This is a genomic window from Amycolatopsis sp. lyj-108, from assembly GCF_046549005.1.
Taxonomy (GTDB): Bacteria; Actinomycetota; Actinomycetes; order Mycobacteriales; family Pseudonocardiaceae; genus Amycolatopsis.
Map to the genome: position 1 here is coordinate 378190 of NZ_JAJPWQ010000002.1, position 25413 is coordinate 403602.

The window sequence follows — 25413 nt, forward strand, 5'->3', positions numbered from 1 at the left end:
TGAGCCCTCGGTGGGAAAGAGTGCCTCGGACTGGGTGAAGATGGAGCCATGGCCCACCACGTGACCGTCATGACCCGCACGGGTTGCCACCTGTGCGAGGTCGCGGAACAGGACATCGAGCGGATCTGCGGAGAGCTGGGCGTCGCCTGGTCGGCGCAGGACGTCGACAGCGACCCCGAATGGCGGGCCGAATACGGCGACCGCGTGCCGGTGATCCTGATCGACGACGCCGAGCACGGCTATTGGCGGGTCGAAGAGGACAGGCTCCGGAAGGCACTGGCGTAACAGTCTCGTAAGGGGCGATCGGCCCACCTCCGTGCCTATCGCCGACGAAGATGGAGACGTGGACGACGAACGCAGGCTCAGCTTCCCGCAAGCCGCACTGACCGGGCTCCTGTCACTGGCGGCCGCCCTCGGCGTCGGACACCTCGTGGCGGGCTTCGTCGGGTACACGGCTTCGCCGTTCGTCGCGGTGGCGAACTTCGTCATCGACCACAGTCCGCACGCCGTCGTGGCCTGGGCCGAACAGACGCTGGAGACCTGGGACAAGCCCGTCCTCAAGATCGGTCTCGCCGTGGTGCTGGTGCTGTTCGCGCTGCTCGCCGGACAACTCTCGCGCCGCAAGCCGCTGCCGGGTCAGGTGCTCGTCGGCCTGCTCGGCGCGGCGGGCGTCGCCGCCGTCTTCGTGCGCACCGATCTCGGGCAGATCGCGCTGCTGGCGCCCGTGGCCGCCTTGGTCGCCGGGCTCGTCGTGTTCACGTGGCTGCACCGGTTCTTCCTGCCTGCCGTGCTGTTCGACGTCCGCGAGGGCGAGGGGCCGGACCGGCGGAAGGTGCTGATCACCGGCGCTTCCGTCGCGGCAGGTGCCGGTGTCGCCGCACTGACCGGCCAGCTCGTCGGGACCAGGAAGAACGCGGAAGAGTCGCGTGCCGCCGTCGGCAGGCTCGTCGCCGCGAGGACGGCGCCGCCGATCCCGCCCGACGCGGACTTCGCGAAGCTCGGCACCCCGCCGTATCTCACTCCTTCGAAGGATTTCTATCGGATCGACACGGCACTGGTCGTCCCGCAGGTCCGCACCGAGGACTGGAGCCTGCAGATCCGCGGGATGGTCGATCGCGAAGTCACCTATAGGTATGAAGACCTCCGCTCGCGGCCGCTGATCGAACGCGACGTCACCCTCTGCTGCGTCTCGAACGAGGTCGGCGGCCCGTACATCTCCAACGCCCGCTGGATCGGCATCGACCTGCGAGACCTGCTGAACGAAGCGGGCGTCAAACCCGGCGCCGAGCAGATGTTCGCGACCAGCGTCGACGGCTGGACCTGCGGAACCCCGATCGAAGCCGCCCTCGATCCGCGACGTGGCGCGATGCTCGCTCTCGGCATGGACGGCGAACCGCTCCCGATCGAGCACGGCTTCCCCGCGCGGATCGTGATCCCCGGGCTGTACGGCTACGTGTCCGCCACGAAATGGGTGACCGAGCTGGAGATCACCACCTGGGAGGAGCGGCAGGCGTACTGGCTCGGCCGAGGCTGGGCCAAGGAAGCGCCGGTGAAGACGCAGTCGCGGATCGACGCGCCCGGCTCGGCGGTGAACGCGGGCAAGGTCGTGGTGTCCGGGATCGCGTGGGCGCAGCACACCGGCGTCGCGAAGGTCGAGGTCCGGGTCGATCAGGGGCCGTGGCAGGAGGCCGTCCTGTCGGCCGAGACGTCGAAGGACACCTGGCGGATGTGGTGGACCGAGGTCCAGGTTCCCGCCGGTCAGCACGAGATCGCCGTCCGGGCGACGGACCAGTCGGGCTACACGCAGACGCAGGAGCTCGCCGGAACGGTCCCGGACGGGGCCACCGGCTGGCACACGGTGACGGTCAACGCGCGGTAGAGACCCTCAACACAGCGTTCACCTGTGACTTTGTGCCTGCGTTCACAAGTGGCTACCGTAGATACGTCGCCTCCGAAAGCGCCCGGCATCGAACCGGACTCAGCGCGGCGGGTCAAGAGCCGGTTTCCAGGTTCAGGCGATTCATGTCGTCAGCAGGACCAGAGGAGCGGACAAGCGTGGTGTCGCAACGAGGCCGGCGCACCCGGGTGACACCGGACGCCGACAACGCGCCCACCGCGGAGATGCCCGCCGTCGAGGCCGCCGCCGAACCGGAAGCCGTTCGCGCGAAGTCGATCCCCGAGGCCGCCGTCGCCCGCCTCGCCGTCTACCTCCGTGTCCTCTCCGGATTGGCCGAGCAGGGCGCGACGACGATCTCCAGCGAGGAACTCTCGCAGGCCGCGGGCGTCAACTCCGCGAAACTGCGCAAGGACCTGTCGTACCTTGGCTCGTACGGCACCCGCGGCGTCGGCTACGACGTGCAGGTGCTGGTCAGCCAGATCGAGCGGATCCTCGGCCTGACCCGCAAGCACAAGGTCGCCGTGGTCGGTATCGGTAACCTCGGGCACGCGCTGGCCAACTACGGCGGGTTCCCCGGCCGCGGTTTCCCGGTCGAGGCGCTGTTCGACCTCGACCCGGATCTGGTCGGCGTGCCGGTCGGCGGCCTCCCGGTCTCGCATCTCGACGAGATCCCCAAAGTCTGCGCCGAACGGCAGATCTCCATCGGCGTCATCGCCACTCCGCCCACCGCCGCGCAGTCGGTCTGCGACCGCCTTGTCGCAGGTGGCGTGCAGTGCATCCTGAATTTCGCCCCGGTGGTGCTGCAGGTTCCGGCACATATCGAGGTGCGCAAGGTGGATCTCGCGGTCGAACTGCAGATCCTGTCGTTCCACGTCGCTCGCCGCGCGGATCTGGCCGCCAACGGCAACGGCGGAGGAGACGGGGGCCCCGGAAGCGCCGAGAATGGCAGCGTGAACGGCCACGGCAACGGAATGGTGGTGCGCTGAAATGAGCGTGTTGGCGGTCGGGCTCTCGCACCGCAGTGCCGAGCTGAACACCCTGGAACGCGTCGCGGTCCCCGCGACCGACGTGACCAAGGTGCTCCACGAACTGCAGCAGGCCGAACACGTCAGCGAGGCGATCCTCGTCTCGACCTGCAACCGCATCGAGGTCTACGCGGTCGTCGAGACCTTCCACGGCGGTCTGAACGACGTTTCCGACGTGCTCGCCCGCCAGGCCGGGATGCAGCCCGCGGACCTCTACGACTCGCTGTACGTGCACTACGCGGGCGCCGCGATCGAGCACCTGTTCTCGGTCACCTCCGGCCTGGACTCGATGGTCGTCGGCGAGACGCAGATCCTCGGCCAGATCCGGTCCTCCTACGCCACCGCGCGCGAGGCGGGCACCGTCGGCCGCACGCTGCACGAACTGATCCAGACCACGCTGCGCGTCGGCAAACGTGTGCACAGTGAAACGGGCCTGGATCAGCTGGGCGCGTCGGTCGTCTCCGAGGCGCTGGCCGCGGCCGGGGACATCGAGGGCAAGCACGCGCTGATCATCGGCGCCGGTTCGATGGGCGCGCTGACCGCCTCCCACCTGCGTAAAACCGGGATCGGCGAGATCACCATCGCCAACCGCACCGAAGCACGGGCCGCCCGTCTCGCCGCCGCGAGCGTCGAGCAGGGAGTGCCCGCGAAGGCCGTCCAGATGAGCGGGATCGCGGACGCGGTCGCCGAGGCGGACGTCGTCGTCTGCTGCACCGGCGCGCAGGCCGCGGTGTTCACCACCGCGCACGTGCCCGCCCGCGCCGGGCGCCCGCTGGTCGTCTGCGACCTCGGCCTCCCGCGTGACGTCGAGCACGAGGTCGCCGAGCTGGCCGACGTGACCGTGGTCGACCTCGAGACCATCCAGCGCCGCATGCGCGACAAGGGCACCCCGACCACCGAACGGCAGACCGCGAAGGCCACCGGCATCGTGCTCGACGAGGTGCGCGAGTACCTCGCCGGACAGCGCAGCGCCGAGGTCACCCCGACCGTGACGGCGCTGCGGCGCCGGGCGGCCGAGGTCGTCGACGCCGAACTGCTGCGGCTGGACAACCGCCTGCCGGACCTCGAAGCCGGGGTCCGCGAGGAGGTCGGCCGCACGGTCCGCCGAGTGGTCGACAAGCTGCTTCACGCGCCGACGGTGCGGGTCAAGCAGCTGGCCGCCGAGACGGCCGACACCGATTACGCCAACGCGCTGCGCGAGCTGTTCTGCCTCGACCCGCAGGCGCCCGCCGCGGTGGCGAGTCCTACCGCACCAAAGGGTGGCGGTGGCGAGCGCGGTCCGATCCCGCCTTCGGGAAACGAGCCGTCGCGCGCGCTTCGGCCGGAGGCCCCGCTATCGCGACGGCAGGGCGCTGAGTAATGACAAGCGAGTTCCAAGAGCAGGTGCGCCCTGGCGGCGCGATCGCGGTCGCGCGCCGCACCGCGAAAAGGACGAGTGATCATCAGTGAGCAGAGTCATCCGCATCGGGACGCGCGGCAGCAAACTCGCCCTCGCGCAGACCGGCACCATCGCCGACGCGCTGCGCGCCACCGGCGCCGAGGTCGAGCTCGTCACCGTGACGACGCCCGGCGACAAATCGTCCGCGCCGATCCCGACGATCGGGGTCGGCGTCTTCACTTCCGCGCTGCGCGAAGCCTTGCTGCGCGAGGAAGTCGACGTCATCGTGCACTCGTACAAGGACCTCCCGACGAAGCCGGAGCCGGGCATCACGCTCGCCGCCGTGCCGCCCCGCGAGGACCCGCGTGACGCGCTGATCGCCCGTGACGGGCTGACTTTGGGCGAGCTGCCGCCGGGTTCGACCGTCGGCACCGGCTCGCCGCGGCGCACCGCGCAACTGCGTGCGCTCGGTCTCGGTTTGGAAATCGTGCCGATCCGAGGCAATATCGACACCCGCATGCGCAAGGTGAGCGACGGAGAGCTCGACGCCGTCGTCCTGGCGCGTGCCGGACTGGCCAGGATCGGCCGGGCGGAGGAGATCACCGAGACCCTCGACCCGATCCAGATGCTGCCCGCCCCCGCGCAGGGTGCGCTGGCGGTGGAGTGCCGGACCGGTGACGTGGACATCGAGCACCTGCTCGGGTCCACAGTGGACGATGAAGGCACCCGCGCCGTGGCGACCGCCGAGCGGGCGTTGCTCGCGGCGCTGGAAGCCGGGTGCAGCGCACCGGTCGGAGCGCTGGCGGAGATCGTCGAAGACCTGGACGCCGAAGGGCGGGTCGTCGAGCGGATCTCGCTGCGGGGCACCGCCGCCGTCGAAGAGGACGGGAAAGCGGTCGACATGGTGCGCGCTTCCGCGCTCGCCGACAAGCATCAAGCCGAACAACTCGGCCGGACACTGGCCGCCGAACTGCTCGACCTGGGGGCCGGCGCACTGTCCGGTCCCGCCCAGTGAGTCAGAACGTTGAAGGTAGGGCCGCGCTCGACTGCGGCCGCTCAAGAGGAGAACGCACAGATGACCCCCGCGCGTAAGACCACCGGGCGAGTCGCCTTCGTGGGCTCGGGCCCCGGTGACGCCGGTCTGCTGACCGTCCGCGCTCAGGAGCTGCTCGCCAAGGCCGAGGTCGTGGTGACCGACCCGGACGTCCCTTCGGGCGTCCTGGCCTTCGCCGCCGAGGGCGCCGAAGTGCGCCCCGCCGTCGGCGAGGCCACCGAGGTCGCCAAGGACCTGGTGAACGAGGCCAAGGCCGGACGGCTGGTGCTCCGGCTGATCGCCGGTGACCCGCTGACCCAGCCCGCCGTCGTCGCCGAGGTGCAGGCCGTTTCCCGGACCAGCGCCGTCTTCGACATCATCCCCGGCGTCTCGCCCGGCGCGGCCGTCCCGGCGTATGCCGGTGTCGCGCTCGGCGGGACGCACACCGAGGTCGACGTCCGCGGCGACGTCGACTGGGCCGCACTGGCCGCCACCCCCGGCCCGATCGTGCTGCACGCGACGTCGGCGCACCTCGCCGAAGCCGCGTCCGCGCTGACCGAGCACGGGCTGGCGCCGACCACCCCGGTCGCGGTGACGTCGAACGGCACCATCAACACTCAGCGGACCCTCGACACCACGCTGGCCACCGTCGCGAACGAAGCGGGCGAGCTCGTCGGCCCGCTCATCGTGACCATCGGCCAGGCCGTCGGCCAGCGCTCGAAGCTGTCCTGGTGGGAGTCGCGCGCGCTGTACGGCTGGAAGGTCCTGGTGCCGCGCACCAAGGAGCAGGCCGGTGAGATGGCGGAGCGGCTTCGCGGCCACGGCGCCACCTCGCACGAGGTCCCGACCATCTCGGTCGAGCCGCCGCGCAGCCCCGCTCAGATGGAGCGTTCGGTCAAGGGTCTCGTCGACGGCCGCTACCAGTGGATTGTCTTCACCTCGACCAACGCCGTCCGCGCGGTGTGGGAGAAGTTCGAAGAGTTCGGGCTCGACGCCCGCGCCTTCTCCGGCGTGAAGATCGCCTGCGTCGGCGAATCGACCGCCGCGAAGGTCCGCTCCTTCGGCATCATCCCGGAGCTGATCCCGGAAGGTGAGCAGTCCTCGGAGGGCCTCCTCGCCGAGTTCCCGCCGTACGACGACGTTCTCGACCCCGTCGACCGCGTGCTGCTGCCGCGGGCGGACATCGCCACCGAAACCCTTTCGGCTGGACTGCGTGAACGCGGCTGGGAGATCGACGACGTGACCGCGTACCGCACCGTGCGTGCTGCGCCGCCGCCAGCCGAGACCCGCGAGATGATCAAGACCGGCGGTTTCGACGCGGTCTGCTTCACCTCGTCCTCGACCGTGCGGAACCTCGTCGGCATCGCCGGCAAGCCGCACACCCGCACGCTGGTCGCGTGCATCGGCCCGAAGACCGCGGAAACCGCCGTGGAGTTCGGGCTGCGGGTCGACGTCCAGCCCGAGAAGGCCGACGTCCCGCACCTGGTCGACGCGCTCGCCGAGCACGCCGCGCGGCTCCGCGCCGAAGGTGCGCTCCCGCCGCCTCGCAAGGCGAAGCGAGCCCGCCGCTCCTGATCGATCGCTGAAGTATGTGAAGGCCCCCTTCACTGCGCTAGACGCAGTGAAGGGGGCCTTCACGTTTCGTGCCCCCGGCGCAACTAGTCACCTACTTGCGCCGGGCGGGATCCGCCGCGAGTCGTCCGTCGGATCACGCGAGTCGTCCGTCCGATCACGCGGAACCGCCGCCGGAGCACAGCCACCGCCGCGCCCTCTGTCCGTGAGGGCCTCCTTGCCTACTCTCAAAGTAGGGAAGGAGGCCCTCACGGCCTCGAGACCGCAAGTAGGTGACTACTTGCGGTGGGCGCCCACCTCAGCTGAGCTCACCTGAGGTGAGGGCGTCCTTCGCTGCGTGAGACTCGGCGAAGGGCGCCTTCGGCCCGACCGAGCGGCGCAACTAGTCACCTACTTGCCCCGACCAAGCGGCACGCAAGTAGTCACCTACTTGCGCCGGGCGGGCGGTCACCTCAGCTGAAGAACTTCACGACCTCCGTGTACGCCAGGTACGCGAACATCGCCAGGCAGATGCCCAGCAGCCCGTTCGAGAGCCACCGCGACCGTCCCTCCCGTGGCACCCGTGAGGTGTTCAGCAACACCAGCAAGGTCGCGGCCAGGAACGGCATGAACAACGCGCCCAGCACGCCGTAGATCACGGTGAGCTGGAAGGGCTGGTCCAGGAACAGCAACGCCATCGGCGGGAAGGTCAGCCACAGCACGTATCCGCGGTATGCGACGCTGCGTTCTCCCGCCTTTTTCTCATACGCCTCAACGCTTTCCGTGGTGTCCGCGGGCAGCCGCAGAATGCGCCACCAGTCCGCGAAGAGCAGGCTCACGCCGTGCCAGACGCCGATCACCGACGTGAACGAGACCGCGAAGAAGCCGATGAGGAACGGGATCCGCGCCCACTGCCCGTAATCCGCGGCGAGGGTGTCGCCGAGGAACAGCAGGCCCTTGTCGCCCGAGATGATCTTCTGGCCGACCAGCAGTTCCGCGCCGACGATCAGCATCGCGATCACGAAGACACCGGTCATGATGTAGCCGACGGCGTTGTCGGTCCGCATCATCGACAGCCACTTCGCCGAACGCCAGCCCTTCGCGAGTGTCCAGTAGCCGTACGCCGCCATGGTGATCGTGCCGCCGACGCCGCCGATCAGGCCGAGGACGTAGACGAGCGAGCCGTCGGGCAGGGTCGGGACGGCGCCCTTGAACAGTTCGGCGAAGTTCGGCACGACGAGGATCGCGGTCCCGACCACGGTCACGAACATGATGCCGACCAGGATCGTCATCAGTTTCTCGATGATCGCGTAGCGCCCGAACCACACCAGCGCGAAGCCGAGCAGGCCGCAGATCATCGCCCAGTACCGCACCGAAAGCGCGGGGAAGAGCGCGTTCAGCGGCAGGCCCGACGCGGACATCGCGGTCGCGCCGTAGACGAACCCCCAGATCACCGCGTAGATCCCGAAGTAGATCAGCGCCCACATGCCCAGCGTCCGCCAGCCGGCCAGCATCGTCCGGCCCGACGTCAGATGCCAGCGGCCGACGGCTTCGGCCAGCGCGAGTTTGAAGATCGTGCCGACGAGTACCGCCCACAGCAGCGTGTACCCGAAGCGCGATCCGGCCACCATCGTCGCGACGAGGTCGCCCGCGCCGACCCCGGTCGCCGCGGCCATGATCCCTGGCCCGACCTGGCGCAGCCGTGCGCGCCAGCCGACGGGCGGTTCTTCCAGTTGGTCGGTCACCGTTGAACTCGACATGCCGTGGAAGGTAACCCACGTCACACCACAGAGGAATCGGACAAAGGTGACTCTTTACCGTCCCTTAGGAAAGGTGCGCCCGTGCGGCCCAGCGAGGCTGCGGACCGCGTCTCGAGCGTGCGGGAGTACCGTCGTAAGGGTGTTTCCCGAACATCGTCCCCGCAGGCTCCGTACCACTCCGGCCATGCGCAGGCTGGTGGGCGAGACGACGCTGCGGCCGCGCCAGCTGATCCTCCCGATGTTCGTGGCCGAGGGCATCGACACGCCCCGCCCGATCGCGAGCATGCCCGGGGTCGTCCAGCACACCCGTGACACGCTGCGCAAAGCCGCCGTCGACGCGGTCAACGCCGGGGTCGGCGGCCTGATGCTGTTCGGCATCCCGAAGACGCGGGACGCCGAGGGTTCCGGCGCGATCGACCCGAACGGCATCCTCAACGTCGCCCTGCGTGACCTGAAGGCCGAACTCGGCGACGCGACGGTCCTGATGGCGGACACGTGCCTCGACGAGTTCACCGACCACGGCCATTGCGGCGTCCTCGACGCCGACGGCGGTGTCGACAACGACGCGACCCTGCGCCTGTACGCGGAAATGGGGCTGGCGCAGGCGGAAGCGGGCGCGCATCTGCTCGGGCCCAGCGGCATGATGGACGGCCAGGTCGGCGTCATCCGCGCCGCGCTCGACCGCGCCGGGCGCACGGACACCGGCATCCTCGCCTACTCGGCGAAGTTCGCGAGCGCGTTCTACGGCCCCTTCCGTGAGGCCGTCGACTCGCAGCTGAAGGGCGATCGGAAGACGTACCAGCAGGATCCTGGCAACGTGCGTGAAGCGTTGCGCGAGATCGAGCTGGACATCGCCGAGGGCGCCGACATGATCATGGTCAAACCCGCGCTGTCCTATTTGGACGTCATCAGGGCGGCCGCCGAGGCGTCGCCGGTTCCTCTGGCGGCGTACAACATCTCGGGTGAGTACGCGATGGTCGAGGCCGCCGCGGCGAACGGCTGGCTGGAGCGCGAGCGCACGATCCTCGAGGTGCTGACCTCGATCCGCCGTGCGGGCGCGGACATGATCCTCACCTACTGGGCCGCCGAAGCCGCGGGTTGGCTGGACTAGGCTGCCTCGCGTGAGCGACAGCGAAGCCGGCGAAACGGACGACGAGCGCCGCAAGCGGGGACGTGCGCCCGACCCGATCCTGCCTGGCCAGGAGGCGCCGAACCATGTCGTGCCGAAGCCTGTCGCCCTCTCGTTCTGGTTGTGGATCGCGACCGGTCTCGCCCTGATCGCCGGGCCCGTCTATCTGCTGATCGGCAGGCAGACGGTGATCGACACGTACCTCAAGCAGAACGCGGAGCAGCCTGACCCCGCGCTGAGGGTCGACCCGTCGCGGATCGTCGACAGTGTCGACGGGTTGATCATGAACCTGTTCGTCGGCGCGATCACGTTCGCCGTGCTGTTCGCCATTTTCGCCTACAAGGCCCGCGAAGGAACGCGTTCGGCCAGGGCGGTGCTGACCGGCCTCGCGGTCTTCCTCGCCCTCGTCGGGCTCCTCGTCCTCGGCGGCGCGCTTTTCGTCGTCATCGCCACGCTGATCGCGGTGATCGCGCTGATCCTGATGTACCTGCCCAGCGTCGCCGACTACTTCCCGAAGGTCGGGCGCAAGCTGCCATGACGCCGGAGCCCGCCCTCTACGCCGAACCCGGCGTCGGCTGGACGGCGTTGCTGTGGGCGCCGCTGTTCTCCCTCGCCGGGCTGCTCGCGGAACTGGCGACCGGCGGGCCGGTGCACTGGCTGGCCTGGATCCTGGTCGCGGCGGGGCTGGTGGCGATCACCGTGCCGTGGGTGTACGCGCGCCGCCGGTACCTCTCGCTCGAAGTCACCGCGGACGGCTACCGGCAGGGCAGGGAAACCCTGGAGGCGGCTCGGATCGCCGAAGTCCTCGAAGACGACGCCCCGGTCGGGGCGCGGGTCCTCGGCGGCGGCTGGACGATCCCCAAGAAGCATGGCGAAGTCGGCTTGAAGCTCGAAGACGGCGTTTTCGTCCGCGCCTGGGCCAAGGATCCGGACGCCCTCCGCGAGGCTCTCCAGGATTTGGTGCGTGCTCGCACCACAGAGTCATGAGAAGCTGCTCACTGTGATCGACCTTCCCCAGCCGACCGGCGCCGATCTGTGGCCACCGGAGGACACCCGGCGCAACGCCCGGCTGCACAAACCCCTGCGCGCCGTGGTGGGAGCCGTCGAACTGATCCTCGCCGCGCTCGCCGTGTGGGGTGCTTTCGCTTGCTGGAAGGCCGGTGTCGTCCCGGTCGTGATCACCTACGGCGAGACGACGACGCTGGAATCACAGCGCTACTTCGGCGGCCCGCTCGCCGGCGCCATCGGGCTGGGCGTGCTGGCCGCGATCCTGGTGGTGGACGCGATCCGCCAGTTCCTGCTCGCCGTCCGGGCCAAGGGACGCAAGCCCAAGGAACCCAAGCTCAGTTGAGCCACACGACCGCGGCGTTGACCGCGGTCGAGAACAGCAGCCACAGCAGATACGGCACGAGCAGCCAGGCCGCGAGCTTCGACCGGCGACCGAACTCCATCATCGTGATCGGCACCACGAAGTCCAGTACGACGACGTCGGCCAGCGCCAGGACGTGCGCGCCGCCGGCGAAGAACAGCGGCGTCCACAGCAGGGTCAGCAGCAGGCAGACGCCGTAGAAGGCGAATCCGCGCGTTTCGCCGTCGGTGCGCCAGTAGCACCAGCCCGCGAAGGCGACCAGGAGCAGCAGGACCGACCATGTCGGCCCGTAGAGCCAGCCCGGTGGCGCCCACGACGGGCGGGCCAGCGCGTTGTGCGTCTCGGAGCGGGTGGCGACCGCCAGCCCGGCCACGATCCCCACGATCGCCGACATGGCGACGAATCCGGCCAAGGCCTGCCAGCGCAGGCGACGGTGGTGGGTCGGTGGTGACGGCACCGTGGACACGTGGGTTCCTCCGCGAGGGTTTCGGCGGGAGTGCTCCCACCCTAGTGGGCCTGGTCACGCCATGCCCGGAACCGTGAGGACTCGGCGGCGGGTGTCATCCGTGATTTGCGAGACTGGGGAGGTGACTACCGGAGTCGATCAGTCCAAGGCATGGTTCGAACGAGCGAAGGCCGCGATCCCGGGCGGGGTGAACTCCCCGGTGCGGGCCTTCAACTCCGTCGGCGGCACCCCGCGGTTCATGGTGCGCGGTGAGGGTCCGTATCTCTGGGACGCCGACGACAACCGCTACGTCGATCTGGTCTCGTCGTGGGGGCCGATGATCCTCGGGCACGCGCATCCGGACGTCGTCTCCGCCGCCCGCGAAGCGGCCGTCAACGGACTGTCGTTCGGCACGCCGACGCGCGGCGAGGTCGAACTGGCCGAGGAGATCATCAACCGGGTCGAGCCGGTGGAGCGGGTTCGCCTGGTCAACTCCGGCACCGAGGCGACGATGAGCGCGATCCGGCTGGCCAGGGGATTCACCGGCCGGGCGAAGATCATCAAGTTCGCGGGCTGCTACCACGGTCACGTCGACGCGTTGCTCGCCGAAGCGGGCTCCGGTGTCGCGACCCTCGGCCTCCCGACGTCGCCCGGTGTCACCGGCGCGCAGGCGGCCGACACGATCGTCCTGCCCTACAACGACCTCGACGCGGTCCGGAAGTCCTTTGTGGACAATCCGGACTCGATCGCCGCGATCATCACCGAAGCCGCCGCCGGCAACATGGGCGCCGTGGCCCCGGCCGACGGCTTCAACGCCGGGCTCAAGGAGATCGCGCACGAGCACGGCGCGCTGCTGATCATGGACGAGGTGATGACCGGGTTCCGCGTCTCGAAGGCGGGCTGGTTCGGCCTCGAAGGCGTCGCCGGTGACCTGTACACCTTCGGCAAGGTGATGTCCGGCGGACTGCCGGCCGCGGCCTTCGGTGGCCGCGCCGACGTGATGGCGAAGCTGGCTCCGGGCGGGCCGGTTTACCAGGCGGGGACGCTGTCGGGGAACCCCGTCGCCGTCGCCGCCGGGCTCGCGACGCTGCGCGCGGCCGACGACGCCGTGTACGCGGCCCTCGACGCCAACGCGAAGCGGCTCGGCGACCTGTTCGACCGGTCGCTGACCGAGGCGGGCGTCGCGCACACCGTGCAGTACGCGGGCAACTTGGTCAGCGTGTTCTTCAGCGAGAACCCGGTGACGAACTACCCGGGCGCGCAGGCCTCGGAGACCTGGCGGTTCCCGGCGTTCTTCCACGCGCTGCTGGACAACGGCGTGTACGCGCCGCCGAGCGCGTATGAGGCCTGGTTCGTCAACGCGGCCATGGGCGACGCCGAGTTCGAGATCATCGAGTCCGCGTTGCGTGTCGCCGCCCGCGCTGCCGCCGAGGCGGTCCAGGCGTGAGCGAGACGACGATCGTGCACCTGCTTCGCCACGGTGAGGTGCACAACCCGGACAAGATCCTGTACGGCCGTCTTCCCGGCTTCAAGCTCTCCGACCGCGGCCAGCGCCAGGCGCTGACGGTCGCCGAAGCCGTCGCGAAGCACGACATCACGCACGTCGTCGCTTCGCCGCTTCAGCGCGCGCAGGAGACGGCAGCGCCGATCGCCGCCGCGCACCGGCTCGACGTCGACACCGACGATCGGCTCATCGAGGCGGACAACCAGTTCGAGGGCGAGCGGGTCGCCGTCGGCGATGGCGCCCTCCGCCAGCCGAAGCACTGGCCGAAGCTGGTCAACCCGTTCCGGCCGTCTTGGGGCGAACCGTACGTCGAGATCGCGCACCGCATGCTCGGCGCGATCTACCGGGCGCGGCAGGCGGCCGCGGGGCACGAGGCGCTGTGCGTCTCGCATCAGCTGCCGATCTGGACCGTGCGGCGGTTCCTGGAGGCGAAGCGGCTCTGGCACGACCCGCGCGTCCGGCAGTGCTCGCTCGCGTCGCTGACAAGCCTGGTCTTCGAGGGCGAAGAACTCGTGCGGATCGTCTACAGCGAGCCCGCCGGCACGACCGACCCGAAGGTGACCGGCGCATGAAGCGACTCGTGGCGGCCGTCGTCGCGCTTGCGCTCGTCGTCACGGGCTGCACCACCGGCAAGGACGCCGTCGTCACCGGCGGCTCGTTCAACTTCGTGTCGCCGGGCGGGAAGGTCGACATCACCTACGACGTCGCGGACCGCCAGCCGTCGCCGACCCTGTCCGGCGACGACCTGATGAACGAGGGCGAACAGCTCTCGATCGCGGACTTCCCCGGCAAGGTCATCGTGCTGAACCTGTGGGGCCAATGGTGCGGGCCGTGCCGTGTCGAGGCGCCGGAGATGCAGAAGGTCTACGACCAGACCAAGGCGTCCGGCGTCCAGGTGGTCGGCATCGACCTTCGCGACAACGACCGGGCCCCGGCGCAGGACTTCATGCGGGACCGGAAGCTGACGTACCCGTCGATCTACGACCCGTCGGGGCGGACGCTGCTGCAGCTCTCGGGCTACCCGCGCAACATCATCCCGTCGACGATCGTGCTGGACAAACAGCACCGCGTCGCGGCGGTGTTCCTGCGGGACCTGCTGGCGTCGGACCTGCTGCCCGTCGTCGAACGCCTGGTCGCCGAACCCGCCTGACCGCCGCGCAAGTAGTCCTCTGGTTGCGGTCGTTCGCCAGCTGATTACCGCAACCAGAGGACGAAACGCGGCGGCTGGTGGATGGTCGCGCCCTCACTCCCGTCGTACGGGCTGGTTATCCTCCTCGTCCGGCCGCGTGGAGCGGCTCTGAACTGGGGAGAAGGAAATGACGACCGCTTCAGACGTGCCCAGATCCGGTCAACGTGACGCCGAGGCCATGATCGCGGAGGCCAAGAAGGCCCTCTGGGTCATGGTCGGCGTGCTCGTGGTCCTCTGGCTGATCCAGATCTACAACGCTATCGACGGCTACGAGCTTGCCCTCGAGTACGGGACACGGGCGCGGGAGATCAGTTCGCTGCCCACCGTGCTCACCGCACCGCTCATGCACGCCAGCTGGGGACATATCGAGTTCAACTCCGGGCCGCTGTTCATCTTCGGGTTCCTCGCGGCGTACCGCGGAGTGAAGAAGTTCCTCAGCGTCACGGTCTTGATCGCGGTGACGAGCGGTCTCGGCGCCTGGGCCCTGCACGACTCCGGCACGGTCGGGGTCGGCGCGAGCGGCCTGGTGATGGGCTACTTCGGGTACGTGCTCGTGCGCGGGATCTTCGACCGGCACAAGATCGACATCGTGATCGGCCTGGTCATGGCGTTGTGCTTCGCGTACCAGTTCACGAACCTGTTCCCGCAGGACGCGGGGGTCAGCTGGCAGGCGCACCTCTTCGGCTTCCTCGGCGGCCTCGCTGGCGGCTGGGTGTTCCGGGACCGCCGTCCCAAGCCGGAGCCCGCCGCACCCGCCTTCCCGACCATTCCGCTCGCGCCGCCCGACACCCTCAAGTAGGCACCTGATTGCGATCCTTGCGTGTGCAAGGATCGCAACCAGGTGCCGAATTGCGAGGAATGGGCCGGGACCAAGGTCCTGACCGGGTGCGACGTAGGTCCCGTTGAGGGCGCCCCGGCGTTTTCACCTCGACCACACTGCCTACGCTCCTTTGCGTGAACGGTGTTACCGAGCTGGCGCTTTCCGGGCCGCTGCTGCTCGCCGCGGCTGTCGCGCTGCTGGCCGGGACGATCTCCTTCGCGTCGCCCTGCGTCGTGCCGCTGGTGCCCGGGTATCTCGCGTACCTGGCGGCGCTGGTCGGCGCGGACGCGCCCGCGGTCAGCGCGGACGAGGGGCGCAAGAAGGGCCGGTACGCCGTCGTCGGCGCGGCGGCGCTGTTCGTGCTCGGGTTCACCGTCGTCTTCGTGGTGACACTGGGGACGCTGGTGTGGATCGCCGACGCCGTCCAGCTCAACATGGACCTCCTCCAGCGCCTCGGCGGCGTGTTGACCATCGCGATGGCGATGGTCTTCCTCGGCTGGATCCCGGGATTGCAGCGGGAGTTCCGTTCGCATCACGTGCCGCGCGGCGGACTGTGGGGCGCGCCGGTGCTCGGCGCGGTGTTCGGGCTCGGCTGGACGCCGTGCATCGGGCCGACGCTGTCCGCGGTCATCTCCATGGCCAGCGCCACCGGCGGGGCGGCGGTGCGCGGGTACGTGCTGATCCTGGTCTACTGCCTCGGTCTCGGCGTCCCGTTCCTCCTCATCGCGTTCGGCGCCCGCTGGGCCGTCCGCGCGACGGACTGGCTGCGCCGCCACGGCCGTCAGGTACAGGTCTTCGGCGGCGTCCTGCTGCTGGTCGTCGGCGTCCTGCTGGTGACCGGGCTGTGGGGCGACATGACCGGCTGGATCAGGAACACCCTCGTGACCGAACTCAGGCTGCCCTTGTGACCACCCAATATCGTCCGACGCCGCTGAAGCGCGTCCTCGCCTTCCTGCGCAACACCTGGCGTGGCTTGACGTCCATGCGCACCGCGCTGGTGCTGTTGTTCCTGCTCGCGCTCGCCGCGATGCCGGGCGCCCTGCTGCCGCAGCGGAACCTCAACGTCGCCAAGACCGACGAGTACATCGCCGCGCACGGCTGGTGGGGCGAACTGCTCGACCGCGCGCAGTTCTTCGAGGTGTACGGCAGCGTGTGGTTCTCCGCGATCTACATCCTGCTGATGATCTCGCTCATCGGCTGTCTCGCGCCGCGCAGCCTCGAATACGCGAAGGCGATGCGCGCGAAGCCGGTGCTCACACCGCGCAAGCTCTCGCGGATGCCGCATCACGTGTCCACCACGACCGACCGGACCCCCGAGACGGTCATGAAGGACACTCACGCGCTGCTTAAAGGCTGGCGCCGCGTCGAGCACGAAGACGCCGACGGAACCCGAAGCATCTCCGCCGAACGCGGGTACCTTCGCGAGACCGGCAACCTCGTCTTCCACTTCGGCATGCTGGGCCTGATCATCTTCTTCGCGCTGGGCAAGCTGTTCGGCTACGAAGGCCAGGTCATCGTCCAGGCCGACAACAGCCCGTGGTGCAACTCCGGCATCCTCGGCTACGACACCTTCAACGCCGGACTGCGCGTCGACGGCACCGACCTCAACGCGTTCTGCATCCGGCTGAAGGACTTCGAGGCGCGCTACACCGAGAGCGGGCAGGCGAACTACTACCACTCCAACATGGAGTACCAGTCCGGCGAAGACCTGAAGACCGGTGCGTGGAAGCCGTACGGACTTGAGGTCAACTCGCCGCTGCGCACCGCGGGCGACCGCGTCTACCTGCTGAACTTCGGCTACTCGCCGAAGTTCACGGTGACCTTCCCCGACGGCACCGTGCGCACCAACATCACTCCGTGGCGTCCCGCCGACGAGCCGACGAAGCTCTCCGAAGGCGCCACGAAGATCGACCAGCCGGGGATCGCGGACCCGATCGAACGCCGCACCCGGCAGCTCGCGATCACCGGCCTGCTCGCGCCGACCGCGTTCCTGCACGGCAACGTGCTGACGTCGTCGCGGCCCGAGGCGAACAAGCCTGCCGTGGCCGTCGACATCTACCGCGGCGACCTCGGCCTCGACGCCGGTCGCGGCCAGTCGATCTTCCAGATCGACCAGTCGCTCGTCGCGGACGGCAGGCTCAAGAAGCTCACCCGGCAGAACCTGGACCAGGGTCAGGAGACCGTGCTGGACGACGGCACGAAGGTCCGTTTCGACGGCGTCCAGGAATGGGTGGCGATCCAGGTCTCGCACGATCCCGTGCAGGGCTGGGTGCTGGTCTGCGCGGTCGCGATGCTGATCGGGCTGGCGGGATCGTTGCTGGTCAAACGGCGCCGGGTGTGGGTGCGGGTGAGCCCGGCGCGCGAAGGTGAGACGGGTACCGTGATCGAGGTCGCCGGGCTGGCGCGCACCGATCAGGCGGGCTACGGCGAAGAGTTCCAGCGGATCAGCGCCAAGCTGGTCCAGGGGCAGAGAGGCAACTAGAGGTCATGCCGATCAACGAGACGCTGTCCCAGTACAGCGACTACTCCTACACCACCGCGGCGGCGATCTACGTCGTCGCGTTGATGTTCGCCCTCATCGAGCAGGGTTTCGGGGCGAAGGGCCGCCTGGCGGCGGAACGCAGCATCCAGCGTTCCCGCGAACTGGTCGGCGCGGGCGGCCCGCCGGCTTACGGGACGCCCGTCGAGCCCCCGCGTGAGATCGGCCGCCCCGAGCGCATCGGCCGCATGGGCGCCGCGCTGCTGGTGCTGGCCGCGCTGCTCCACCTGGCCGCGATCGTGCTGCGCGGGCTCGCCGTGCACCGCGCGCCGTGGGGCAACCTCTACGAATACGGCATGGCGACGACCTTCATCGCCGTCGTGACCTGGCTCGTCATCATGCGGAAGTTCCCGGTCCGCCACCTCACCGGCTTCCTGCTGCTGCCGGTCGTGATCCTGATGTTCGTCAACGGCACCATGCTGTACACGACGGCCGCGCCGGTGCAGCCCGCGCTCCAGTCGTACTGGCTGATCATCCACGTTTCCGCGGCGATCATCGGTTCGGGTGTCTTCCTGGTGCCGGGTGTCGCGAGCGTCCTCTACCTCTTCCGCGCCGCCCACGACGACAACCCGGCGAAGTTCGCCAAGTTCGGCTCGAAGCTGCCCGCCGCGGACGTGCTCGACCGCATCGCCTACCGCACCACCATCTTCGCCTTCCCGATCTTCACCTTCGGCGTGCTCTGCGGCGCGGTGTGGGCCGAAGCGGCGTGGGGCCGGTTCTGGGGCTGGGACCCCAAGGAGACCGTCGCTTTCGTGGCGTGGGTCGTCTACGCGGCGTACCTGCACTCCCGTGCCACCGCGGGCTGGCGCGGGAAGCGGGCGGCGATCATCAACATCGTCGGATTCTCCGCGACGATCTTCAACATGTTCTTCGTGAACCTGGTGACGTCGGGCCTGCATTCCTACGCCGGGGGCTGACCGCCGCCGCTGCACGCGAGCCGACTACCGTCAATACTGAGGTAATGGGGGAAGACGTGCGCGGAGGAGGAATTCAGCGGTGACCGGACCCAGCGAAGAATCGGCTCCTGGCCACCCCGAACCCACCGAGAGCGGCCCGCCCTCGGAGTTGTTCTCCGAGGACAGGACGGATTCGGCGCCGCATCCGAACGCGGGTGGCTTCGAGGCCGAGCCGACCCAGGTCGTCCAGCCCCAGTACCCGCAGCAGGGTCAGTACCCGCAACAGCAGCCCGCTCAACAGCAGCCGCTGCCGCAGCCGTCGCAGGGCCAGTATCAGCAGCCCTACGACCAGAACCTGCCCCCGCTGCACCCTCAGCAGGCGCAGCCGCAGCAGGTCGCCCAGTACCCGCCCCAGCAGCAGTACGCGCCGCCGCCGCAACAGCAGCAGCCGGTCCAGCAGCCCGGCGTGCCCGGGCTCCCGCAGCCGCAGGGCAGGCACGCGCTCCCGGACGAACTCGCCACCGCGAGCCTGGTGAAGCCGCAGAAACGCAAGCCGCAGTCGGGCTGGCGCAAGGCCCTCTATGTGGGCACCGGCAAGCTCGTCAACCCGGGGGAGAGCCCCAAGGACACGCGCAAGCGTGAACTGATCGCGCAGATCAACCAGCCGCTGCGCGGGTGCTACAAGATCGCGATGCTGAGCCTCAAGGGCGGCGTCGGCAAGACCACCACGACGACCACGCTGGGCTCGACTTTCGCCTCACTGCGCGGTGACCGGGTCGTCGCCGTCGACGCGAACCCGGACCGCGGGACGCTGTCGCAGAAGATCCCGATCGAGACCACCGCGACCGTCCGGCACCTGCTGCGGGACGCGGACAAGATCACCAGGTACAGCGACGTCCGGTCGTACACGTCGCAGGGCGGCAGCCGGCTGGAGATCCTCGCCAGCGAGCAGGATCCGGCGGTTTCGGAAGCCTTCTCCGAGGACGACTACCGGCGCACGGTCAACCTGCTGGAGCACTTCTACAACATCGTGCTCACCGACTGCGGGACCGGTTTGATGCACTCGGCGATGAAGGGCGTCCTGGACGTCGCGGACGCGCTGGTGGTGGTCTCGTCCGGCTCCGTCGACGGGGCGCGCAGTGCGTCGGCCACACTCGACTGGCTGGAGGCGCACGGCTACGGCGACCTGGTCAAACGGTCCGTCGCGGTGATCAACTCGGTGCGGCCGAAGGGCGGCTCCGTCGACCTCGACAAGCTCTCCGCGCACTTCGGCGCACGGGTCCGCTCGGTCTGCCGCATCCCGTTCGATCCGCACCTGGAAGAAGGCGCCGAGATCGAACTGGACCGGCTCGACGACGACACGCGGCTGGCCTTGCTGGAACTGGCGGCCACCGTCGCCGACGGCTTCGGCGGCCAGCACTACCAGCCGATTCAGCCCTAGTCCATCCATGCCCCCGCCGCCACCCTCGACGGAGGAGCTGCGCTCCCAGGCCTAGTCTTTATCCTCGTCTTTACCTTTGCGCTGCTGCTCACCGAGCTTGCGCAGGAAGTCCGGGTCGTCGTCCGGGGCGAGTGTCGGCCGCGACGAGGGCACCCCGACGCGCTCGATCCCGAACGCGCGCCACAAGACCACGGCGACGGTGAGCGCTCCGATGGCCGCGAGCAAATAGATCATGCTCGGCCCCTTTCCGCGTGGAGGACGTTGCTCAGTCCCACGAGGCTAGCCTCTTTGCCGCGCGCGGGGGGACTCATGGATACCCCAATGTGACGAAGGGCGATTTCATGCCCTTCGTCACTGGAGTCCTTTTTAAGGGAAATGCCAGGTCAGACCTTGCGCGCGGGCTCGCTGGCGTCGGTGGTCAGCTCGGCGAGGAGCTCGTTCACCTCGGCCTCGCGGAACCGGCGGTGCCCACCGGGAGTGCGGATCGAGCCGATCCGGCCCGCGGTCGCCCAGCGGGTCACGGTCTTCGGGTCGACCCGGAACAGGGCCGCCACTTCACCGGGGGTGAGCAACCTGCCGCCCATGGTCGCGGTCATTTTCCGCCTCCTTCACGGTTCCAGTGCTAAACCGGAGGCGGGCCCGATGCCCGTCGTGCCGGGTAGCCAACACGGCAATCGTTGCATCTCACCCGTCAGGTACTCGAACGGTTGTCCAACAGTAAAGAGCCCTTAAAGGTCAAAACCGACAACCGAGACATGCGCCCGTGGCCGCCCAGGTCTTGTCACGGATGTACGAAAACGCGCCCTGATCACGCGAATCGGGGCGTGGCACCTAAGGTGTAGCGGTGGACCAGGTGGATCGGAAGATCATCGCGGCATTGCGGGAGAACGGGCGGGCTACCTACGCCGACCTCGGCCGGTCTGTCGGGCTCTCGGCTTCATCAGTGCACGAGCGGGTCGGCAAACTCGAGGCCGCCGGCGTGATCACCGGTTACCACGCCATGGTCGACCCCAACACGGTCGGACTCGGCGTGACGGCGCTGGTCGGCATCCACCCCACGGACACCGCGACCGAAGACGACGTCGCGGACGCGCTCGGGGCCCTGGACGAGGTCGAAAGCTGCTACGCCGTCGCGGGCGACGAGGCTTTCGTCGTCAAGGTGCGGGTGGCGACCGTCGACGATCTGGAGCGGACGCTCGGCAGGCTACGGCGGATCCCCGGCGTCGGCCGGACGAACACCACCGTCGTGCTCTCCACCCGCTTCGAAGGGCGTCCCAACAACGCGGGCCTGGAGGACGGCCGCAACGGCAGCGCGTAGCCTGCGTTGATGTGAGCGATAATCACCTGCCCCGTGACCTGACGCTGTACGTACTGGCCAGGTTTCTCCTGGTCGGGGTCATCGCAGGCGGGTTACTGCTGGTCAACGTCCCGCTGCTGGTCGCGCTGCTGATCGGCCTGGTCGTGGGGCTGCCGCTGGGTCTGCTGCTGTTCCGCCCGCTGAACGCGCGCGTGACCGCCGGACTCGCCCGCCGCAACGAAAAGCGCGCTCGCGCCCGTGCCGACCTGCGCTCCCAGCTGCGCGGCGACCGAGCGGACGGCACCGCGTGAGCCGTCTGCACAGCCGCAGCTGGGTCCGCGAAGCCGTCCGCATCATCGAGGCCGACGCGAACCGCAGCGCCGACACGCATCTGCACGTCTTCCCGCTGCCCGCCGAATGGGGCATCGACCTTTACCTGAAGGACGAGTCGGTCCACCCGACCGGCTCGCTCAAGCACCGGCTCGCGCGTTCGCTGTTCCTGTACGGCCTGGTGAACGGCCAGATCGGGCAGGACACCGTGCTCGTCGAGGCGTCCAGCGGCTCGACGGCGGTCTCGGAGGCGTACTTCGCGCGGATGCTCGGCCTGCGGTTCATCACCGTGGTGCCGCGCAGCACTTCGCCGGAGAAGATCGCGCTCATCGAGTTCTACGGCGGCGAATGCCACTACGTCGACCGCGCGCCGGACATGTACCCGGAGGCCGAGCGGCTCGCTTCGGAGTGCAACGGCCACTACCTCGACCAGTTCACCTACGCCGAGCGCGCGACGGACTGGCGCGGGAACAACAACATCGCCGAATCGGTGTACGCGCAGATGCAGTCCGAGCGGCACCCCGTGCCGACGTGGATCGTGGTCGGCGCCGGCACCGGCGGCACGAGCGCGACCTTCGGCCGCTACGTGCGCTACAAGCGGCACACCACGAAGATCGCCGTCGTCGACCCGGAGAACTCCTCCTTCTACGGCGCCTGGCAGACCGGGGCGCTCGACTACAGCACCGGCATGCCGTCGCGGATCGAGGGGATCGGGCGGCCGCGCGTCGAGCCGTCGTTCGTGCCCGGCGTGATCGACGAAATGCTGCAGGTGCCGGACGCCGCCTCGCTGGCCGCCATCCGCGTGCTGCGCGAACGGACCGGACACTGGGCAGGCGGCTCGACCGGCACGAACCTCTTCGGCGCCTTCACGCTGATCTCGCGGATGGTCTCGGAAGGCCAGGCGGGCAGCGTCGTCACGCTGCTGTGTGACGGCGGCGAGCGGTACGCCAACACGTACTACGACGACGAGTGGCTGGCGCGGAAGAACATCGACATCGCGCCTTACCTGGACAAGTACCGGGAGTTCCTGGTGAGCGGGAAGCTCGCCCCGGAGGCCTGACGCCCTGGGGTCCCTCGGGTCTTCCGGGATGTCGCGAAAGCCACTTTCGCGACGCCTGACGTCCCGAAAGTGGCTTTCGCGACACGGGCTGGGCGGCCTACCTCAAGTTCGCCGGATCACCAAAGGAGCAAGGGACCTTTGCTATCGCCTGGGCTGCATTTAGTGATCGCCCAGACGCCAGAGCACTACAGATGGTGGCCCGAAGCGGAAAACTCAAGGAATGAACGGTGCGTTCATCCCCCGCACCCCCGCCCGAGGCCGACACGGGCAGAAAAGCCGCGACCGGACCTTTGATGCCCCACTGTGTGGATTTCGGGTCATCCAACGCCCCGAAATCCACACGGTCCCGCATCAAAGGTCCGGTGACGCTCAGAGCGCGAGGGCGACCGCGGTCAAGACCGCCCACCCCAGCATCGCGAACCCGGTGTCCCGCAGCGCCGGGATCAGCGCCCGCCCCTGTGCGCCGCCGCCGACGGCCTTGACGGACTTCACCAGCAGCGGCGCGGTCAGCAGCCCCAGCAGCGCCCACGGCGTCACGAAGGCGAGTAGCACGCTCACGACGTACGGGATCGCGACCAGCGTCAGGTAAAGGCGACGGGTGCCGTCGTCGCCGAGCCGGGTGGCGAGCGTGCGCTTGCCGGACTCGATGTCGGTCGGGATGTCGCGGAGGTTGTTGGCGGTCAGCACGCCGGTCGAGAACGAGCCGACGGCGACCGCGCAGCCGAGCGCCGTCCAGCTGAGCTGTCCGGTTTGGACGTACACGGTGCCCAGCACGCCCGCCAGCCCGAAGAAGACGAAGACCGCTATCTCGCCGAAACCGTAGTAGCCGTAAGGCTTTTTGCCGCCGGTGTAGAACCAGGCGCCGAGGATGCAGACCGCGCCCATCGCCAGCAGCCACCACAGGCCGCTGATCGCGACGAGGACGAGCCCGAGGACTCCGGCGAGCCCGAGGGCGACGAGGGCGGCCGTCAGGACCGCCTTCGGCTTCGCGACTCCGGAGCCGACCAGCCGCAGCGGGCCGACGCGGTTTTCGTCGGTGCCGCGGATGCCGTCGGAGTAGTCGTTGGCGTAGTTGACGCCGACGATCAGGGCCAGCGAGACCAGCAGCGCGAGAATCGATCGGGACCAGGAGAAGCCGTCGAGCGCGACCGCCGCGCCGACTCCGGCGACCACCGGCGCCACCGCGTTGGGCAGCGTCCGCGGGCGCGCCCCTTCGATCCATTCACCAGCAGTCGCCATGCCGCCATTCTGGCCCTGGCCACTACCGGCCGGTATGCGGGCCTCGTCACCTGCTCGAGGCATCCCGAGCAGGTGACGAGTCGCGCTACTTGAGGTCGTCGATCGCGTCTTCCAGTGTCCAGGTGAGCGTGCCGCTGTTCGGAACGGCGGTTTCCGGTTCGTCCGCCAGCGCGGGCCCGGCCAAAGCGACCAGTCCCATCGTGACGGCGGTGCAGGCCAATACGGTGCGTGTCCAGCGCGTCATACCTAGACGTAAACCCGCGGGTAATGATTGTGTCAACAATGTCCCAGTAATCGGTGGGGAATTCACGACCTTCGTAGGAGATTCCGGACGGCCGTCCTGTCGACCTTCCCCGGACCCCGCAGCGGGAGTTCTTCGGCGAACTCGACTCGCTTCGGAGCGGCCGCGGCGCCGGCCTCTTCGCGGCACGCGGCGCGCAGCGAATCGACGTCGCAACCAGCGCCGACGACGAGTGCGACGACGGCTTCACCCCACTCGGGATCCGGTACGCCGACCACGCACGCGTCCCGGATCCCCGGCTGCGCGGTCAAGATCCGTTCGACGGCCGCGGCGGCCACCTTCACCCCGCCGGTGTTGATCATGTCGTCGATCCGCCCGAGGATCTCCAACCGCCCGTCGGCCGACCATCGGCCGCGGTCGGAGGTGCGGAACCGGCCGTGCTCGAAGGCCTCCGCGGTCAGGTCGGGTCGCAGTCGGTAGCCGTGCGAGAGCACGTCACCCGTGATACAGACCCGCTCGTCTTCGAGTTCGACGTGTACTCCGTCCAGCGGTACGCCTTCGTAGACGCAGCCGCTCGCGGTCTCGCTCATGCCGTACGCGGGCACGATCTTCACGCCCGCTTCGGCGGCGCGCTCGCGCAGATCCGCGGTGGTCGCCGCGGCGCCGACGATGATCGCGTCGAAAGCGCGGGCCGCCGCCAGGCCGGGCCCGCCCGCGTCGAGCAGCCGTCCGAGCTGGGTCGGCACGAGTGCGGTGTAGCGCGGCCCGTCCAGTGACAGCAGCGGCGCGGCGGCCTCGGCGAAGTCGTCCGGCCGGAAGCCGGGGGCGTGCAGCACGGCGGGCGTCGTCCCGGCCAGCAGCGAGCGGACCAGCACCTGCAGTCCGCCGATGTACTGCGCCGGGGTCGCGAGCAGCCAGTGACCCGGGCCGCCGAGCCGCGCGTGGGTGGCGTTCGCCGACGCGGTCAGCGCCGACGCCGACAGCAGCACGCCCTTCGGCTCGCCGGTGGACCCGGAGGTGGCGATGATCACCGCCGTCCCGGGTTCGGCCGGGCGCGTCGGCTCCATCGCGTCCCGCAGGGCCTCCGACGCGTAGGGGAGGACGGCCGGGCCGCCGCCGAGCGCCTCGGCCAACGCCGAGGTCAGCCCGTCGATCGACGCCGGACCCCCGTCCACCCCTATCGCACGCATCCCGCCAGCCTACGACCGCAATTCGGCACCTGCTTGCGATCGTTGCGCACGCAACGACCGCAACCAGGTGCCGAATTGCG

28 protein-coding genes are annotated in these 25413 nt (G+C 69.2%); 21 read left to right on the forward strand and 7 right to left on the reverse strand.

Features of this window, described 5'->3' with window-relative positions:
- Positions 1-48 precede the first annotated feature (48 nt).
- From ACLJO0_RS08065 to ACLJO0_RS08090, 6 genes are all read left to right on the forward strand, one after another.
- Positions 49-285: a glutaredoxin family protein gene (locus ACLJO0_RS08065; RefSeq protein WP_005151738.1), complete on the forward strand. Its 237-nt coding sequence runs from the start codon at positions 49-51 to the stop codon at positions 283-285.
- A gap of 58 nt (positions 286-343) precedes the next feature.
- On the forward strand, positions 344-1879 hold the full coding sequence (locus ACLJO0_RS08070) for a molybdopterin-dependent oxidoreductase (protein WP_410577286.1): 1536 nt from the start codon (positions 344-346) through the stop codon (positions 1877-1879).
- Positions 1880-2055: 176 nt separating this feature from the next.
- Positions 2056-2883 (forward strand): redox-sensing transcriptional repressor Rex, encoded by an 828-nt coding sequence (locus tag ACLJO0_RS08075; protein ID WP_396557117.1) that lies wholly within the window; start codon positions 2056-2058, stop codon positions 2881-2883.
- A 1-nt stretch (position 2884) separates the two neighbouring features.
- Complete coding sequence (locus tag ACLJO0_RS08080; RefSeq protein WP_410577288.1) at positions 2885-4282, forward strand: glutamyl-tRNA reductase; 1398 nt, start codon at positions 2885-2887, stop codon at positions 4280-4282.
- An 85-nt stretch (positions 4283-4367) separates the two neighbouring features.
- Positions 4368-5315: a hydroxymethylbilane synthase gene (gene hemC / locus ACLJO0_RS08085; RefSeq protein WP_410577290.1), complete on the forward strand. Its 948-nt coding sequence runs from the start codon at positions 4368-4370 to the stop codon at positions 5313-5315.
- 60 nt (positions 5316-5375) lie between these two features.
- Positions 5376-6908, forward strand: coding sequence for a uroporphyrinogen-III synthase (locus ACLJO0_RS08090; RefSeq protein WP_038520123.1), 1533 nt, complete (start codon positions 5376-5378; stop codon positions 6906-6908).
- 449 nt (positions 6909-7357) lie between these two features.
- On the opposite strand, the gene ACLJO0_RS08095 is transcribed toward ACLJO0_RS08090, so the two are convergent.
- Positions 7358-8644, reverse strand: a complete 1287-nt coding sequence (locus tag ACLJO0_RS08095) for an Nramp family divalent metal transporter (RefSeq protein WP_410577291.1) — start codon at positions 8642-8644, stop codon at positions 7358-7360.
- A gap of 139 nt (positions 8645-8783) precedes the next feature.
- Here ACLJO0_RS08095 and hemB point away from each other — a divergent pair, with 139 nt between their 5' ends.
- From hemB to ACLJO0_RS08115, 4 genes are read left to right on the forward strand one after another with little or no spacing between them, the layout of a single operon-like run.
- Entirely contained in the window at positions 8784-9755 is a 972-nt protein-coding gene (gene hemB / locus ACLJO0_RS08100) for a porphobilinogen synthase (RefSeq protein ID WP_125788680.1), read from the forward strand.
- Positions 9756-9765: 10 nt separating this feature from the next.
- Positions 9766-10311: a hypothetical protein gene (locus tag ACLJO0_RS08105; RefSeq protein WP_410577293.1), complete on the forward strand. Its 546-nt coding sequence runs from the start codon at positions 9766-9768 to the stop codon at positions 10309-10311.
- Positions 10308-10760 carry a hypothetical protein gene (locus ACLJO0_RS08110; protein ID WP_125798134.1) on the forward strand — a complete coding sequence of 151 codons (453 nt, stop codon included), beginning with the start codon at positions 10308-10310 and terminating at the stop codon, positions 10758-10760. The genes ACLJO0_RS08105 and ACLJO0_RS08110 overlap by 4 nt, the downstream gene beginning before the upstream one ends.
- Entirely contained in the window at positions 10738-11124 is a 387-nt protein-coding gene (locus ACLJO0_RS08115; RefSeq protein ID WP_125788683.1) for a hypothetical protein, read from the forward strand. Before ACLJO0_RS08110 ends, ACLJO0_RS08115 begins: the two co-directional genes overlap by 23 nt.
- On the opposite strand, the gene ACLJO0_RS08120 is transcribed toward ACLJO0_RS08115, so the two are convergent.
- Complete coding sequence (locus tag ACLJO0_RS08120; RefSeq protein WP_410577296.1) at positions 11117-11608, reverse strand: TspO/MBR family protein; 492 nt, start codon at positions 11606-11608, stop codon at positions 11117-11119. The two genes, ACLJO0_RS08115 and ACLJO0_RS08120, sit on opposite strands and share 8 nt — an antisense overlap.
- Positions 11609-11729: 121 nt before the next feature.
- Between ACLJO0_RS08120 and hemL the strand changes: the two genes are divergently transcribed.
- From hemL to ACLJO0_RS08160, 8 genes are all read left to right on the forward strand, one after another.
- Positions 11730-13034: a glutamate-1-semialdehyde 2,1-aminomutase gene (gene hemL, locus ACLJO0_RS08125; RefSeq protein ID WP_410577298.1), complete on the forward strand. Its 1305-nt coding sequence runs from the start codon at positions 11730-11732 to the stop codon at positions 13032-13034.
- A complete protein-coding gene (locus ACLJO0_RS08130; RefSeq protein ID WP_410577299.1) occupies positions 13031-13663 on the forward strand; it encodes a histidine phosphatase family protein in 633 nt (210 codons plus the stop codon). The genes hemL and ACLJO0_RS08130 overlap by 4 nt, the downstream gene beginning before the upstream one ends.
- Positions 13660-14241 carry a TlpA family protein disulfide reductase gene (locus ACLJO0_RS08135; protein ID WP_410577301.1) on the forward strand — a complete coding sequence of 194 codons (582 nt, stop codon included), beginning with the start codon at positions 13660-13662 and terminating at the stop codon, positions 14239-14241. Before ACLJO0_RS08130 ends, ACLJO0_RS08135 begins: the two co-directional genes overlap by 4 nt.
- Before the next feature lie 166 nt (positions 14242-14407).
- Positions 14408-15079 (forward strand): rhomboid family intramembrane serine protease, encoded by a 672-nt coding sequence (locus tag ACLJO0_RS08140; protein WP_410577302.1) that lies wholly within the window; start codon positions 14408-14410, stop codon positions 15077-15079.
- Between the two features lie 155 nt (positions 15080-15234).
- Complete coding sequence (locus tag ACLJO0_RS08145) at positions 15235-16008, forward strand: cytochrome c biogenesis CcdA family protein (protein WP_410577304.1); 774 nt, start codon at positions 15235-15237, stop codon at positions 16006-16008.
- Positions 16005-17582 carry a cytochrome c biogenesis protein ResB gene (locus ACLJO0_RS08150; protein ID WP_410577306.1) on the forward strand — a complete coding sequence of 526 codons (1578 nt, stop codon included), beginning with the start codon at positions 16005-16007 and terminating at the stop codon, positions 17580-17582. Before ACLJO0_RS08145 ends, ACLJO0_RS08150 begins: the two co-directional genes overlap by 4 nt.
- Before the next feature lie 5 nt (positions 17583-17587).
- Positions 17588-18556 (forward strand): c-type cytochrome biogenesis protein CcsB, encoded by a 969-nt coding sequence (ccsB, locus tag ACLJO0_RS08155; protein WP_410577307.1) that lies wholly within the window; start codon positions 17588-17590, stop codon positions 18554-18556.
- 79 nt (positions 18557-18635) lie between these two features.
- Complete coding sequence (locus tag ACLJO0_RS08160; RefSeq protein WP_410577309.1) at positions 18636-19976, forward strand: MinD/ParA family protein; 1341 nt, start codon at positions 18636-18638, stop codon at positions 19974-19976.
- Positions 19977-20027: 51 nt separating this feature from the next.
- Here the strand turns inward: ACLJO0_RS08160 and ACLJO0_RS08165 are convergent, their stop codons facing one another.
- Positions 20028-20210 carry a hypothetical protein gene (locus tag ACLJO0_RS08165; protein WP_016330943.1) on the reverse strand — a complete coding sequence of 61 codons (183 nt, stop codon included), beginning with the start codon at positions 20208-20210 and terminating at the stop codon, positions 20028-20030.
- A 149-nt stretch (positions 20211-20359) separates the two neighbouring features.
- Entirely contained in the window at positions 20360-20572 is a 213-nt protein-coding gene (locus ACLJO0_RS08170) for a BldC family transcriptional regulator (protein WP_005151795.1), read from the reverse strand.
- A gap of 248 nt (positions 20573-20820) precedes the next feature.
- Here ACLJO0_RS08170 and ACLJO0_RS08175 point away from each other — a divergent pair, with 248 nt between their 5' ends.
- Genes ACLJO0_RS08175 through ACLJO0_RS08185 form a run of 3 tightly spaced genes read left to right on the forward strand, consistent with a single transcriptional unit; the run spans position 20821 to position 22663 of the window.
- Positions 20821-21294, forward strand: a complete 474-nt coding sequence (locus ACLJO0_RS08175; RefSeq protein WP_199746236.1) for an Lrp/AsnC family transcriptional regulator — start codon at positions 20821-20823, stop codon at positions 21292-21294.
- A gap of 11 nt (positions 21295-21305) precedes the next feature.
- Positions 21306-21584 (forward strand): DUF4229 domain-containing protein, encoded by a 279-nt coding sequence (locus ACLJO0_RS08180; protein ID WP_410577310.1) that lies wholly within the window; start codon positions 21306-21308, stop codon positions 21582-21584.
- The gene (locus ACLJO0_RS08185) at positions 21581-22663 is read left to right on the forward strand and encodes a PLP-dependent cysteine synthase family protein (RefSeq protein ID WP_125790204.1); all 1083 of its coding nucleotides are present in this window, start codon (positions 21581-21583) and stop codon (positions 22661-22663) included. Before ACLJO0_RS08180 ends, ACLJO0_RS08185 begins: the two co-directional genes overlap by 4 nt.
- 369 nt (positions 22664-23032) lie before the next feature.
- Here the strand turns inward: ACLJO0_RS08185 and ACLJO0_RS08190 are convergent, their stop codons facing one another.
- The 3 genes from ACLJO0_RS08190 to menE form a co-directional block, all read right to left on the reverse strand.
- Complete coding sequence (locus ACLJO0_RS08190) at positions 23033-23902, reverse strand: 1,4-dihydroxy-2-naphthoate polyprenyltransferase (protein ID WP_410577313.1); 870 nt, start codon at positions 23900-23902, stop codon at positions 23033-23035.
- 85 nt (positions 23903-23987) lie between these two features.
- Positions 23988-24146 carry a hypothetical protein gene (locus ACLJO0_RS08195; RefSeq protein ID WP_167337758.1) on the reverse strand — a complete coding sequence of 53 codons (159 nt, stop codon included), beginning with the start codon at positions 24144-24146 and terminating at the stop codon, positions 23988-23990.
- A gap of 62 nt (positions 24147-24208) precedes the next feature.
- Entirely contained in the window at positions 24209-25333 is a 1125-nt protein-coding gene (menE, locus tag ACLJO0_RS08200) for an o-succinylbenzoate--CoA ligase (RefSeq protein WP_410577315.1), read from the reverse strand.
- Positions 25334-25413: the final 80 nt, after the last annotated feature.

Coding starts and splice junctions, on each gene's coding strand:
- ACLJO0_RS08190 (WP_410577313.1), bottom strand. CDS start 23,902: ATGGCGACTGCTGGTGAATGGATCGAAGGGGCGCGCCCGCGGACGCTG.
- ACLJO0_RS08165 (WP_016330943.1), bottom strand. CDS start 20,210: ATGATCTATTTGCTCGCGGCCATCGGAGCGCTCACCGTCGCCGTGGTC.
- ACLJO0_RS08170 (WP_005151795.1), bottom strand. CDS start 20,572: ATGACCGCGACCATGGGCGGCAGGTTGCTCACCCCCGGTGAAGTGGCG.
- ACLJO0_RS08135 (WP_410577301.1), top strand. CDS start 13,660: ATGAAGCGACTCGTGGCGGCCGTCGTCGCGCTTGCGCTCGTCGTCACG.
- ACLJO0_RS08140 (WP_410577302.1), top strand. CDS start 14,408: ATGACGACCGCTTCAGACGTGCCCAGATCCGGTCAACGTGACGCCGAG.
- ACLJO0_RS08195 (WP_167337758.1), bottom strand. CDS start 24,146: ATGACGCGCTGGACACGCACCGTATTGGCCTGCACCGCCGTCACGATG.
- ACLJO0_RS08080 (WP_410577288.1), top strand. CDS start 2,885: ATGAGCGTGTTGGCGGTCGGGCTCTCGCACCGCAGTGCCGAGCTGAAC.
- ccsB (WP_410577307.1), top strand. CDS start 17,588: ATGCCGATCAACGAGACGCTGTCCCAGTACAGCGACTACTCCTACACC.
- ACLJO0_RS08090 (WP_038520123.1), top strand. CDS start 5,376: ATGACCCCCGCGCGTAAGACCACCGGGCGAGTCGCCTTCGTGGGCTCG.
- ACLJO0_RS08095 (WP_410577291.1), bottom strand. CDS start 8,644: ATGTCGAGTTCAACGGTGACCGACCAACTGGAAGAACCGCCCGTCGGC.
- ACLJO0_RS08110 (WP_125798134.1), top strand. CDS start 10,308: ATGACGCCGGAGCCCGCCCTCTACGCCGAACCCGGCGTCGGCTGGACG.
- menE (WP_410577315.1), bottom strand. CDS start 25,333: ATGCGTGCGATAGGGGTGGACGGGGGTCCGGCGTCGATCGACGGGCTG.
- ACLJO0_RS08065 (WP_005151738.1), top strand. CDS start 49: ATGGCCCACCACGTGACCGTCATGACCCGCACGGGTTGCCACCTGTGC.